This is a genomic window from Polymorphospora rubra, assembly GCF_018324255.1.
In the GTDB taxonomy this organism is placed as follows: domain Bacteria; phylum Actinomycetota; class Actinomycetes; order Mycobacteriales; family Micromonosporaceae; genus Polymorphospora; species Polymorphospora rubra.
The window spans coordinates 3,901,892-3,915,331 of sequence record NZ_AP023359.1 but is presented as its reverse complement, the minus strand read 5'-3'; the positions used below and the strand labels follow the sequence as shown (position 1 = coordinate 3,915,331).

Below are 13,440 nucleotides of genomic sequence, written 5' to 3'. Positions count from 1 at the left end.
CCGGTGGAAGCCGGCCCGTCAGGGAGCCGGCGGCCGCTGGCCCTGCTGCGCCAGCAGGCTGGCGAGCAGCCCGTCGAGCTTGTCGTCCGACAACTCGCCGACCATGCGGCGCAGCCCCTCGCGCTCGTCGGCGAGCTGCTTGCGCCGGTCGATGTCGGCGCTGATCAGCGTGGCCAGGTGCTCCACCGTCGGGGAGGCGAAGAGCTTCTGCATCACGATCTCGACGCCGTACCGGTCCTGCATCCGCACCACGAGCTGCGCGGCCCGGATCGAGTGGCCGCCGAGCTCGAAGAAGTCGTCGTGCAGGCCGACCCGGTCGATCTCCAGGAACTCCTCGACGTCCTTGGTGATCTCGATCTCCAGCGCCGTGCGCGGGGCGACGTAGGCGGTGTCGGTACGGCGTACGTTGCCGGCCGGCGCCGGCAGCGCGTTGAGGTCGACCTTGCCGGTGCCGGTGACCGGCAGCTCGGGGAGCACCACGAACCGGTCCGGCACCATGTACGCCGGCAGCGCGTCGCGCAGGTGCCGGCGTACGGTCGGCACGAGATCGCTGTCCGGGTCGCCCGGGCGGGCCCGCCGGACCAGGTACGCGACCAGGAGCTGGTCGTCGGTCGACGGGTCGGCGAACACGGTGACCGCGGCCTGCGCCACCGCCGGGTGCCGTTCGGCGACCGAGGCGATCTCGCCCAGCTCGATCCGGAAGCCGCGCACCTTGACCTGCTCGTCGCGCCGGCCGGCGAACTGGAGCGTGCCGTCGGGGCGGTAGCGGGCGAAGTCGCCGGTGCGGTACATCCGGGCGCCGGGCGCACCGGCCGGGTCCGGCACGAACCGGTCGGCGGTCAGGTCGGGCCGGCCGGCGTAGCCGCGGGCCGGGGCGACCCCGCCGACGCACACCTCGCCGACCGCGCCGATCGGCACCGGCTGGAGGTCCTCGTCGAGCAGCTGGCAGGTGACGTTGCGGACCGGACGGCCGAGCGACACCGGGCCGTCCGGGTCGAGCCGGGTGACGGTGACCCAGACCGTGGCCTCGGTGGGGCCGTACTGGGTCCACGCCGAGCGCTGGGTGGTGGCCAGGTAGTGGGCGAGGTCGTCGCCGACCCGTTCGCCGCCGACGAGGGCGTCGATGTGGACCGGCTCGGTGGCGCCGCGCAGCAGCTGCCAGACGGTGGCGGTGCCGGAGATCGTGGTCACCGCGCCGGCGCGCAGGGCGTCGGCCAGCCGGTTGCCGTCCACCATGTCCTCGGCGTCGACGAGGTGTACGGTGCCGCCGACCGACAGCGGCCCGAACAGCTCGGCGACCGAGGCGTCGAACGCGGGCGAGGCGATCGCGCCGAGCACGGTCCGCTCGTCGAAGCCGTGCTCCTCGGCGAGCGAGACCAGGTAGTTGACCGCGGACCGGTGGGTGACCGCGACGCCCTTCGGCCGGCCGGTCGAGCCCGACGTGTAGATCAGGTAGGCCAGGGCGTCCGGGTCGACCGCCGGCGGCTCCCAGGTGTCGGGCGCGTCCGGGCCGGCGTCGGATTCCGGCCCGGCCAGTTCCGCGCCGGGGTCCGGCTCCGGCCAGACCACTACGGTCAACTCCCGGCCGGTCTCCGCGGTGATCCGGGCGGCCTCGTCGGTGCTCGCGCAGACCAGCACCGTCGCCCCGGCGTCGTCGAGGGTGGCGGCGAGCCGGCCGGGCCGGTACGCCGGGTCCAACGGCAGGTAGCAGCCGCCGGCGCGCAGCACGCCGAGGGCGGCGCTGACCAGGCCGGCGCCGCGTTCCAGGCAGACCGCGACCGGGGTCTCGGCCCGTACGCCGGCGGCGGCGAGCCGGGCGGCCAGCCGGTCGGCGGTCCGGGCCAGCCCGGCGTAGTCGAGGGTGCCGCCGACCCCGGTGACCGCGGTCGCGTCGGGCCGTGCGCGTACCTGCCCGGCGACCAGTTCGGTGATCGTCCCGGCCGGCGCGGGCCGGCTCGGTCCGGCCGACCAGCGGGCGAGTTCCGCGCGCTCGTCCGGCGGCAGCAGCGGCTGCTCGGCCAGTGGCAGGTCGGGGTGGGCGACCAGGTCGGCGACGGCGGCGGTGAGCCGGGCGGCCAGCCGGTCGGCGGTGACCGCCTCGAACAGGTCGGTGCGGAAGACCAGGCCGCCGTGCAGGGTCGGCTGGTCCCACAGGTGCAGTTCGAGGTCGGCGCGGCTGGTCCGCCAGCCGAGCTGGATCGGCTCGGCGGCGAGCCCGCCGAAGTCGCGTACCGGGCCGCCGGGCTGCAGCACGAAGGTGACCGGCAGCGGCCCGGCGTGGGCGGCGCTGCGCGGCAGGTTCAGGTCGGCGACCACCTGGTCGAACGGCAGCCGCTGGTGGGCCAGGGCGGCCAGCGTGTTCAGGCGGACCGAGGCGAGCAGGTCGCGGAACGTCGCGCCGCCGGCCACCTCGTTGCGCAGCGCCACCGTGTTGGTGAAGTTGCCGAGCATCCCGTGGGTCTGCCCGAGTTCGCGGCCGGTGACCGCACCGCCGACCACGATGTCACGCTGCCCGGTCCAGCGGCTCAGCACGACGGTCAGGGCGGCCAGCAGCACGTGGTACGCGGTGGCGTCCTGGGCCCGGGCGAGGTCGCGTACGGCCCGGTCGACCGGCTCCGGCAGGTCGACCGGCCGCCAGTCGCCGGCGTAGCCGAACTCCGGCGGGCGCGGCAGGTCGATGGGGAGTTCGGGGGCGCGCATGCCGGCCAGCCGGTCGCGCCAGTAGTCGTGTTCGGCCGACAGGTCGCCGGCCGTGTCGTGCTGCCAGGCGGCGAAGTCGGCGAACCGCGGGCCGGGGGTCGCGGCGGCGGGTGCGCTGCCGGCGAGCCGGGACCGGTAGTGCCCGGACAGCTCGCGCAGCGCGACGCCCAGCGCCCAGCCGTCGGCGATGACGTGGTGCACCACCAGCAGCATCAGGTCGGTGTCGGGCAGCCGGTAGACGACCAGTCGGGCCAGCGGCCCGGTGGCCAGGTCCATCGGGGTGTCGGCCGCCTCGCGGGCCCGCTCCAGCGCCTGGCCGCGGGCCCGGTCGGCGGGCAGGTCGGTCAGGTCGACCCATTCGGCGAAGGGGCGGGCGTCGTCGCGGACGACCTGCCGCGCCTCACCCTCGACGGTCGCCACGACCGTACGCAGGACGTCGTGCCGCTCGACCAGGTCGGTCAGGGCGGCGTCCAGCGCGGTCGGGTCGAGCCGGCCGTCGAGGGCGACGCAGTGGCTCAGGTTGAACGCGGCGGAACCGGGCAGCAGCCGGTCCAGGAACCACAGGCGGTGCTGGGCCGGTGACAGCGGCGCCGGCCCGGTCCCGAACGCCGGGATGGTCGGCTCCGCGGCGGCCGGGACGCCGGCCACCGACTCACCGGCGCGCCAGCGGCGCAGCAGCTCGGCCTTTGCCGCCGACAGCTTCGGGCCGGCTTCGGGATTGCTCATTACCTGCCTCCGCAAGTGGTTCCGGGATCGGGAATTCAGGCGCCCATGCGCTGCCGGAGCGACTTCGGGCGCAGGTCGGTCCAGACCTCGTCGACGTGCGCCAGGCAGGCGCCGCGCGGGCCGGTGAACCCGGTCTCCCGCCAGCCGGCGGGCAGGGTACGGCCGGCCGGCCAGACCGAGTACTGCTCCTCGTCGTTGACCACGACGGCGAACGTGGACAGGTCGGTGTCGGTGCTCATCGGTGCGTCTCCTCGGGGGTACGGCGGTCGGGGCGACCGCGCGCTGCCGGTCTTGGGGCGTTGGCGGGTGACGGTGGCGCCTCCCCGGGTGGGGTACGGGGAGGCGCCACCGGGTCACCGCCGCCGGGGGAACGCCTCCGGCGGGTCGAGCTGGCCGTGGCGGACCAGGTAGGCGAGGCAGTCGTGCATGTACTTCTCGTCCAGCGGGGCGGGCTTGTAGCCGGTGCCCTTGATGCCGTCGAGGAGGTTGATGCACTCCGACCGGTTGTCGATGGCGTCCTCGGTCTCCATCGACATCTCCAGCCCGGCGTCACCGCTGGTGTAGAGCAGCAGGACGGGGACCATCGGGTAGATCGGGTGGTCCGGACCCGCGTTGATCGCCAGCTGGACGGCCTCGTCGAAGTCGACGGTGTCGAACTTGTAGCCGAACGACTGGATCCAGGGGAACAGCGCGTTGTGCGGGATCGCCTCGGTGTTCCAGAGGTGGTAGATGTTGCCGAGCGACGCCTCCTGCCGCGACACGTGCACCATGGCGGCGCTGGCGTAGTCGAGGGTGATGGCGTTCATCGACTCCGGGTAGTCGGGCAGGATGCCGAACTCCAGGAAGCCGCGCAGTGCGGTGAGCACGTAGTTCTGTGCGTGGCAGGCGCCGGTCTTCGGGTGCCCCATCATGATCGACGGCCGGTAGATGCTCACCGGCAGGCCGCGCTGCTTGGCCTTCATGATGATCTTCTCGCTGACCCACTTGCTCTGCGGGTAGCTGAACGGCACCTGCGGCGGACGGCTCGGCAGCTCGAGCTCCAGGAACGGCCGGTTCATGTGGCCGGCGATGAAGACGTCGATGGTGGAGACGAAGTGCACCTGCTTGGCCTTGTAGCGCGAGGCCAGCCGGAGCATCTCGACCGTGCCGTCCACGTTGGGCGCCTTCAGTGCCGAGTACGGCATCGAGAAGTTGACCAGCGCGCCGTTGTGGTAGATGACGTCGATCAGCTTGGCCAGGTCGTCGAAGATCGACGGCGACAGGCCGAACAGCGGCTTGCCGAGGTCACCGACGACCGCCTTGACCCGACGCTCGAACCGGTCGTCCCACGGCACCTCGTAGTGGGCGCAGGTCTCCTTGAGCCGCCGGATCGCCCCCGGTACGTCCCGGGCCCGGACCAGGCAGTAGATGTCGGCCTCGGTCTGGTCGATCAGCTGGTCGAGCAGGAAGACGCCGAAGTAGCCGGTGGCGCCGGTGAGCAGGATCGCCTTCGGGGCGAAGAAGTCCGCCTGCGCCAGGTTCTCGCCGGTGATCGTCTCGTCCAGCTCCGACTCGCGGTCGAGGTCGTCGGCCGCGTCGCGGGTGGCCTTCAGACCCTCGAAGCCCTCCCGCTCGTAGAGCTCGACGCGGGCCGCCACCCCGGCGACGGTCGGCGTGCTGAACAGGGCGTGCAGCGGCAGTTCCAGGCCGTACGCCTTGGACAGCCGGGCACCGACCCGGGAGAGCTGGAGCGAGCTGCCGCCGAACGAGAAGAAGTCGTCGTGCAGGCCGACCCGGGCGACGCCGAGCGCCTCGGAGAAGACGTCGGCGATCTCCTTCTCGATCCGCCGGCGCGGCACCTCGCCGCTGGGCAGCGAGATCGGGGTGGCGACCGGGTCGGGCAGGGCCCGGCGGTCGACCTTGCCGTGCGCGTTGAGCGGGAACTCCTCGCAGACGACGATCTGGCCCGGCACCATGTAGTGCGGCAGTTGCCGCTTGAGGTGCGCGACCAGGTCGGTCTCCGACGGCGGCGCGGACGCGTCGGCCGGGATGATCCAGGCGATCAGGTCGGCGTCGTCGCCGGTCGGGTGGCGGCGGGCGTCGGCGACCGCGCTCAGCACCCCGTCGTGGCCCTGGAGCACGTTCTCGATCTCGCCGAGTTCGATCCGGAAGCCGCGGATCTTCACCTGGGTGTCGACCCGGCCGAGGAACTCCAGCCGGCCGTCGGGCAGGTGCCGGGCCAGGTCGCCGGTGCGGTAGATGCGGGCGCCGGGGGTGCTGGCGAACGGGTCGGGTCCGAACCGGTCGGCGGTCGCGCCGGCCTGGCCGAGGTAGCCGCGGGCCAGCCCGTCACCGGCGACGTAGATCTCACCGGGCACGCCGACCGGCACCGGGTTCAGCTCCTCGTCGAGCAGATAGACCCGGGTGTTGTTGATCGGCCGCCCGATCGGGACGCTCGCGCCGTCCTCCTCCGCGGTGGAGAGCTGGGCGGTCGCCCAGACGGTCACCTCGGTGGGTCCGTAGTCGTTGTAGAGCTGCGCCCACGGCAGGGTCTTGTAGTGGTCCACGGCGAGCTGCGCCGGGAACACGTCACCACCGGCCGAGATGTCCTTCAGCGAGATCAGCTGCCGGCCGCCGGAGGCGAGCAGGAGCTGGTAGTACGACGGCATGTGGGTGATGTGGGTGACCCGCTCGTGCTGCACCAGCCGGGCCAGCAGCGCCGGGTTGCGCACCTGGTCCTCGCTGGGCAGCACCACCCGGCCGCCGCTGGTCAGCGTCCAGTAGAGGCCGGCCGCCGAGGCGTCGAACGACAGGGCCACCGGGATCGCGTACGCCTCGGGCGCCTCACGGCCGAAGCCGCTGCGGGCCAGCGTCGAGTTGACGATCTGCCGGTGCGGCACCACGACGCCCTTCGGGCGGCCGGTCGAGCCGGAGGTGTAGATGACGTAGGCGACGTTGTCGGCGTCGACGAGCTTCGGCAGCGGCTCGTCGGACTCCGCGTCGACGTCGGCGGAGTCCGGGCGGACCCACACGTCGCTCGCCTCCTGGTGGAACGCGGCCTGGTCGTCGGCGGCGACCATGACCCGGATGCCGGCGTCGGCCAGCAGCGAGCTGAGCCGGTCGGCGGGCTGGTCCGGGTCGATCGGCACGTAGCCGCCGCCGGCCTTCATGACGCCGAGGAACGCGGCGACCGTGCCGATCTTCCGGCTCGCGGTCACCCCGACCAGCGTCTCCGGGCCGACCCCGAGCGCGCGCAGCCGCCGGGCCAGCCGGTTCGACCAGGTGTCCAGCTCCTGGTAGGTGATCCGGTCCGAGCCGGCCATGACCGCCAGCGCGTCCGGCGTACGGGCGGCCTGCGCGGTGATCAGGTCGTGCAGCAGTGCGTCGCTCGGGTAGTCGACCTGGGTGTCGTTCCACTCCGTGAGCACCTTGGCCGTCTCGGCCTCCGACAGCATCGGCAGGCTGGCGCAGCCCCGGTCCGGCTCGGCCAGCGCCCGGGTGAGCAGCGTGGTCAGGTGCTCCAGGAACAGGCCGATGGTCTCGGACTTGAACAGCTCGGCGTTGTACTCGCCGTGCAGCAGCGTCCGGCCGTCCTCGGTGTGGCGCAGATAGACGGTCAGGTCGAAGGCGGCCAACCCGCTGTCGAGGTCCGCCAGCCGCCAGCTCGCGCCACCGATCTCCCGGGTGTCGAACTTCGGCTGGCTGTCGACGAACCGGATCTGGTGCAGCGGCGAGCGGCTGAAGTCGGCCTCCGGGCGCAGCTTCGCCACGACCTGCTCGAACGGCAACTGCTGGTGCGCCCGGGCCTGCTCGGTGTTGGCGTGCACCTGGTCGACGAGCTGGCGCAGCGTCGTGTCGGCGCCGACCTCGCTGCGTACGACGACGGTGTTCTCCAGGGTGCCCAGCGTGTTGGCGAGATCGGCGTCGTCGCGGCCGGCGACGGGGATGCCGATGGCGATGTCCTTCTCCCGGGTGTAGCGGGCCACGACGGCGAGCAGGCCGGCCATCGCCACCGACGACAGGTCGGCGCCCTGCGCCGCGGCGAGCTCACGGGCCGCGGCGACCAGTTCCGGGCCCAGTTCCACGGTGCTGCGGGCACCCTTGAGCAGCGGCATCCGGTCGAGCGGACGCGGGTGGTCGATCGGCAGGTCGAGGTTGGGCACGGCGGCCAGCCGCCGGGTCCAGAACTCCAGCTCGCGGCGGGCCGCGGCGGTGCCGAGCCAGCTCCGCTGCCGGTCGACGACCGCGGTGACCGACGCCGCCACCGGCGCCTCCGCCGGTTCACGGCCGGCCGACAGCGCGTCGTACGCCTCGGCGAGCTGGCCGATCAGCAGGTCGGCGGTCACCTCGTCGGCGATCATCTGGTGCGCGGTGAGCTGCACCTCGTGGTGGTCGGCGGTGCGCCGTACGACGGCGACCCGGGCCAGCGGGGCGACGTCCAGGTCGAAGGGGCGGCCCGCCTCCCGGACCCGCACCTTGTGCAGCGCCTCCTCCGCCGGCTCGGCGGAGCCGTCGCCGACCTCGAACGTGGCGATGCCGGGCCGTACGGCGCCGGCGTCGGCCAGCGCGGCCACCGGCCGGCCCTCCACGCTGACGAAACTCGTGCGCAGTTGCTCATGCCTGTCGACCAGCAGGTTGAGGGCCTGCTCCAACCGGCTGACGTCCAGTTCGCCCGTCACGTCGACGGTGCGTACGACGTGCGTGGGGACCTGCGGCGAGACCTGGTGCAACACCCAGTACCGACGCTGCGGGGGCAGCAGTCGCTCACCTTCCCGGTTGCCGTCCTGGCCGAGCAACTGGGCCAGGAGAGCACGCTTCTCCTCATCGGACAGCTCTGCTACCTGTTCGCGGACACTCGACACCGTGTGCTCCGTCCTCTCTCGATCCAGGGCTCCTATAACTGAGCGGATCAACGCGGATTACACGTTAACGAGTGGATCGGAAAACAAGCTGATGCTTGATAGATTTCTTGCTGACTCTCTGTCCAGCAGGATCGTTTCCGGCCCCGCCGCGGGAAGACCGACCGGCCCGCTTTCAAAAATTGGAAAGATCTGTCAGATCCGCTTGACCCGTTTGCGCACCGGGCCGAAGAATTCAGCTACGCCTCGCCCAGATAGACAATCGATTTGCATTATCCGGCTCAGTCGTCAGGGGCGAAGTGCCGTAACGCGTGGGCGCGTCCCTGGCTTTCCCCGGTCCGCCATCGCGAAAGGAGGGAAGGCCATGCGTTACCTGCACTGAAACTAGGGTAGTGCGCCGTGGCCCGGCCGGCGTGGCCGGGCCACGGCCCACTCGACTCATCACACACCGAATCGACATACCCATACTCGGCCACGGAACCTTCTCACCGGCCGCCCCGCCGGCCAGATCGGCAGACCGCAGTGAGCTCCCAGAAGGAAATCTTCAATCCGCTCGACCCGCACACGATTCGCGATCCCTACCCGGTCTACCGGCAGCTTCGCGAAACGGATCCGGTGCACTGGCACGAGCAGTTGGGCGCCTGGATCCTGACCCGGCACGCCGACTGCCTCGAGGCGCTGAAGAACTCGGCCGTCTTCGCGGCGGATTTCCGCAAGGTCGGGATTCCCACCCCGGGGCCGCTGCTGAGTCTGCAGACCCTCGACCCGCCGGACCAGACCCCGCTGCGCCACTTCGCCGTCGACGCGCTGCGCTCGCAGGACCTCGGCGCCCTGGAACGCAACGCCGTGGAGCGTGCCGAGCGGCTGCTCGACGACCTGGCCGGACGCGACAGCATCGACTTCGTCAGTGACTACGCCACCCCGTTCACCCTGGGCACCATCTCCGACCTGGTCGGGATGCCGCCGCCGGAGAAGGACGAGCAGTGGCGGCAGCGCAACGACGAGCTGCACCGCAGCATGGACGCCGGCCTCGACCCGAACAGCGAGGAGGCCGGCCTGACCGCCCGGCAGCACTTCAGCGACTTCGTCGCGCGCTGGCTGGCCACCGGCCCCACCGAGGGGATCTCCGGGTACGTCGCCGCCAACAGCTCCAAGGTGGACTACCCGCCCAACGTGCTCTACAACTCGCTGCGGGCCTTCTGGCACGCCGGCTTCGAGGTGCCGGCCCGGTTCCTGGGCAACGCGCTGACCACGTTGCTCGCCAACCCCGACGCGCTCGAACAGATGTGGTCGGACGTCGACACCGGCGTCGAGGAACTGGTCCGGTTCTCCGGACCGGTCCACGTGGTGAGCCGGGTCTGCACCGAGGACACCACGCTGGGCGGGGCCCGGCTGCGCAAGGGCGACATGGTCGTCATCGTGCTGGCGGCCGCCAACCGCGACCCGGCCCGCTTCGACCGGCCCGAGGAACTGGTGATGAACCGGGCCCCGAACCCGCACCTGGGCTTCGGCCGGGGTACCCACTCCTGCCTGGGCAACATCATCGCCCGGATCGAGGGACGGGTCGCGCTGACCGCGGTCCTCAAGCGCTACCCGGACCTGCGGGTCAACGGTGAGACGCACTTCTGGGAGAACGCCACGCTGCGCGGGCACTCCAGCATCCCGCTGAGCCTGGCCGGTGCGGTGCCGGTCGCCAGCTGAGACGTCGATTCGAGTTTTCCGGCGGGGACGGGCCACGGGCACGTCCCCGCCGCTTCGATTGAGGACCCGGCACTCTCGGTGCGGACCCGCCCACTTCGATGAGGCCCCGCCCACTTCAACGAGGAGCAGTCTCATGGTCGACCCGGCCGATCCCGCCCCGCTCGACGGCGTACCGCTGCTGGTGGTCGGTTATCCGGTGGAGTGGGAACGGGCCCGCTTCGACGCCGCGACCCGCGCGATGTGGGCCAGCGCCGAGGCCAGCCTCGGCATGCTCATGGACGCCATGCAGCGTGGCGGCAACAGCACCGAGGTCGCCCGGCGCTTCGAGTTCGCCGTGGACAGCACGGCCGCGCTGGCCGCCCGGCTCGACTCGATCGCCGGCGTCGACGACCCCTGGCGGCTGCCGCCCCCGGTTCCGGTGCACTCCGACTACTTCCGGGTCCGGCACACCCCGCTGACACCGCGCCAGCAGGCCGCCCAGACCGCTGTGGCGGTGTTCCGTACGCTCGCCGACCTGCGGCTCACCATGCTGGAGATCAACGACGTGCTGGCCGAGGTGGCCAGCATGTCGCTGCTCTTCCGGCTGTTGCGGCCGGCGTCCACCGCCGGAACGAACGGCTCGGCCGCCGACGGCCCACCGTTCGACGTACCGGCCGGAGCGCCGCCGAACGGGACGGCGGGGTCGGACGGCCCGACCGCCGGCGAGGGCGGCGCGGCCGCGCCGTACCGGCCGGACGGGGACTGGATGGACCGCTGGTTCCTGGTCCACCACTACTACTTCGTGCTCAACGTGTACGCCGCCGCCCTGATCCACCGGGCGGTGGAGCAGGCCCGGGCCGGCGCGGACGGGCCGGCGGCGGCCGCCCTCGCCGACGCCGCGGTCCTGATCCGCGGCTTCACCGCCGCGATGATCCACAGCGGGGCGATGCCGGCGAAGTACTACCAGGACGTGGTCCGCCCGACCATGTCGCCGCCCCACGTGTCGATCAACCTGACCGGCGTCATGCAGATCGAGCACCGCCGCTACCGGGCCGCGGTCGAGGAGCTGATCACCGCCGTGCCCGAGCCGTACGCCGACCTGATGCTGACCCGCCCCGAGCTGGCCGACGCCCGCGACGAGGTGCTGGAGGCCGACCTGCTCGACCTCGAACGGCACATCACGCTCGCGGCCGTCCTGGTCGGCGGGGAGCGGTCCCTGGTCCAGCCCGGTACGACGACCCAGAACGCGACGAGCACCCTGCGAAAGATGCGCCACATGAGGGCCGCCAACTACTGCCCGCTGATGCAGTTCGGCGACCGGTGGCTGACCCGGATGTCGCGCTGACCCGCCGATTGGAGTTGCGATGACCATCCAGCCCGCGCTCGCCCCACGGGAACTGGACGAGCCCCTGGAAGTCGATCCGTCCGACTGGTCGAAGCCGGACGTCTACCAGCTCATCACCTCGCTGGTGGTGCCCCGGCCGATCGCCTGGATCTCCACGCTGTCGCCCGCCGGCCGGCGCAACCTCGCCCCGTACTCGTACTTCAGCCTGGTCGCCGACCACCCGCCGCACGTCGCGTTCAGCTCCATCGGGGAGAAGGACACGCTGCGCAACATCCGGGCCACCGGCCAGTTCGTGGTGAACCTGGCCGACCAGGGGCTGCTGGAGCAGCTCGACAACTCCGGCGCGCACTTCGGCCCCGACCAGGACGAGTTCCTCGAGGTGGGGGTGACGCCCGTACCGTCGGTCCGGGTCGCGCCGCCCCGGGTCCGCGAGGCCAAGGCGCACATGGAGTGCGAGGTCGCCGGCATCCACCCGGTCGGCAACGGCAACCTGGTGCTCGGCCGGGTGGTGCACGTACACGTGGAGCCGAGCGTGTGGCGCAACGGCCGGGTCGACAGCACGTTGATGGATCCGGTGCTGCGGCTGTCCCGCTGTTACGGCCGGCTCAGCCCCGAGGTGACGGCGGAGGAGGAGCCGGCCCCGCACGTGTTCACCTGACTGTACGACGAAGGTGGGGTGGTCACCGAGGTGACCACCCCACCTTTTCGCGTACGCGCCGCCGTCAGTCGGCGGAACCGGCCGGCGCCGGTGCCGGGCTGACCGGCGCGGGCGGTGCCGGCTGGCGGGGCAGGGCCAGCACACAGATCGCCACGAGGGCGGGCAGCACCAGCGCGGACAGGAAGCCGGTCCGATAGCCGGCCATGGCCGCCTCCGCCGACTCCGGCCCGCCGTTGGCCACGATCACCCGTACGACGATCAGGTTGAGCACGGCCAGGACGACGACGCCGCCCATCTGCTGTGCCGTGGAGAGCAGCCCGGAGGCGAGGCCCTGCTGCTCGTTGGCGACCCCGGTGGTCGCGACGAACATCGCCGGCGCGAAGCCGAGGCCACCGCCGATGCCGAAGACCACCAGACCGGGTACGACGTTCAGCAGGAAGCTGCCGTCGGCGGGGGCGCTGGCCAGCAGGATCATGCCGAGCGCGTTCAGTGCCGCGGACACCAGCAGGACGGCCTTCACCCCGAACCTCGCGACGGCGGCGCCGGACTTCAGCGCCACGATCGTGATGACGGCCGAGACCGGCGCGAACGACAGGCCGGCCACCAGGGCGGACGCGCCGAGCACCTGTTGCATCACCAGGGCGGCGAAGAACACGGTGCCCATGGTGGCGCCGGCGGAGGCGAAGCAGATCACGTTGCCGAGGCTGACGTGCCGGTTGCTGAAGAGGCCGAGCGGGACGATCGGGTTCGCCACCCGGCGTTCCACGAGCAGGAAGGCGACCAGGACGGCGAGCCCGGCGAGCGCGCTCACCGCGACGAACGGGCCGAAGCCATTGGCGGCCTGCCCGGCCGCGGCGACGAGCAGCACCATGCCGCCGGTCAGCAGGCCGGCGCCGGTCAGGTCGGTGCGGCCCTGGGACTTGCCGGGGCGGTCGGCGGCGACCTGACGCAGTACGGCGAAGACCACCAGCGCGGCGAACGGCAGGTTGATCAGGAAGATCAGCCGCCACGAGGCCAGGTCGGTGAGGACCCCGCCGAGCAACTGTCCGACGACGCCACCGCCGGCGGAGACGGCGCCCCACATGCCGAGCGCCTTGGCCCGCCCGGCGCCCTCGCCGAAGCTGGTCATCACCAGCGACAGCGCGGCCGGCGAGATCATCGCCGCGCCGATGCCCTGGAGCGCCCGGGAGACGAAGAGCGTCCAGCCGTTGACGGCGACGCCGCAGCCGAGCGAGCCGAGGGCGAACACCGCGAGGCCGATCAGCACCATCCGGCGGGCGCCGAGAAGGTCGGCGAGCCGTCCGGCGACGACCAGGAAGCCGCCGAAGGTCAGCGAGTAGGCGGTGCCGATCCACATCAGGTCGCCGGGGGCGATGCCGAGGTCGCCCTGCACGGTGGGCATCGCCACCGCCACCACGGCGACGTCGAGGATGAGCATGAACTGGGCCAGACAGAGCACCCAGAGCAGCAGCCCGCCGCCGCCGCCGGAATCG

Annotated in this window: 7 protein-coding genes; 3 read left to right on the top strand and 4 right to left on the bottom strand. The window is 72.2% G+C overall.

From position 1 onward, the window contains the following. Positions 1-18 precede the first annotated feature (18 nt). The 3 genes from Prubr_RS17955 to Prubr_RS17945 all read right to left on the bottom strand — a co-directional run bounded on the left by Prubr_RS17955 (position 19) and on the right by Prubr_RS17945 (position 8,267). A complete protein-coding gene (locus tag Prubr_RS17955; RefSeq protein WP_212826900.1) occupies positions 19-3,426 on the bottom strand; it encodes a non-ribosomal peptide synthetase in 3,408 nt (1,135 codons plus the stop codon). A gap of 35 nt (positions 3,427-3,461) precedes the next feature. After that, positions 3,462-3,665: an MbtH family protein gene (locus tag Prubr_RS17950; RefSeq protein WP_212826898.1), complete on the bottom strand. Its 204-nt coding sequence runs from the start codon at positions 3,663-3,665 to the stop codon at positions 3,462-3,464. 114 nt (positions 3,666-3,779) lie between these two features. Further along, positions 3,780-8,267 carry a non-ribosomal peptide synthetase gene (locus Prubr_RS17945; protein WP_212826896.1) on the bottom strand — a complete coding sequence of 1,496 codons (4,488 nt, stop codon included), beginning with the start codon at positions 8,265-8,267 and terminating at the stop codon, positions 3,780-3,782. Positions 8,268-8,786: 519 nt separating this feature from the next. On the opposite strand from Prubr_RS17945, the gene Prubr_RS17940 reads away from it, so the two are divergent. The 3 genes from Prubr_RS17940 to Prubr_RS17930 all read left to right on the top strand — a co-directional run bounded on the left by Prubr_RS17940 (position 8,787) and on the right by Prubr_RS17930 (position 11,947). Further along, positions 8,787-9,965, top strand: coding sequence for a cytochrome P450 (locus Prubr_RS17940; protein WP_212826894.1), 1,179 nt, complete (start codon positions 8,787-8,789; stop codon positions 9,963-9,965). A 133-nt stretch (positions 9,966-10,098) separates the two neighbouring features. Beyond that, positions 10,099-11,289 carry a hypothetical protein gene (locus tag Prubr_RS17935; protein WP_212826892.1) on the top strand — a complete coding sequence of 397 codons (1,191 nt, stop codon included), beginning with the start codon at positions 10,099-10,101 and terminating at the stop codon, positions 11,287-11,289. A 19-nt stretch (positions 11,290-11,308) separates the two neighbouring features. Beyond that, a complete protein-coding gene (locus Prubr_RS17930) occupies positions 11,309-11,947 on the top strand; it encodes a flavin reductase family protein (protein ID WP_212826890.1) in 639 nt (212 codons plus the stop codon). Positions 11,948-12,011: 64 nt separating this feature from the next. On the opposite strand, the gene Prubr_RS17925 is transcribed toward Prubr_RS17930, so the two are convergent. Beyond that, positions 12,012-13,406 carry an MFS transporter gene (locus Prubr_RS17925; RefSeq protein ID WP_212826888.1) on the bottom strand — a complete coding sequence of 465 codons (1,395 nt, stop codon included), beginning with the start codon at positions 13,404-13,406 and terminating at the stop codon, positions 12,012-12,014. Positions 13,407-13,440: the final 34 nt, after the last annotated feature.

Excerpts from the sequence above, each read along its gene's own strand:
- Prubr_RS17955 (WP_212826900.1), bottom strand. The coding sequence starts at position 3,426 with ATGAGCAATCCCGAAGCCGGCCCGAAGCTGTCGGCGGCAAAGGCCGAG.
- Prubr_RS17950 (WP_212826898.1), bottom strand. The coding sequence starts at position 3,665 with ATGAGCACCGACACCGACCTGTCCACGTTCGCCGTCGTGGTCAACGAC.
- Prubr_RS17935 (WP_212826892.1), top strand. The coding sequence starts at position 10,099 with ATGGTCGACCCGGCCGATCCCGCCCCGCTCGACGGCGTACCGCTGCTG.
- Prubr_RS17930 (WP_212826890.1), top strand. The coding sequence starts at position 11,309 with ATGACCATCCAGCCCGCGCTCGCCCCACGGGAACTGGACGAGCCCCTG.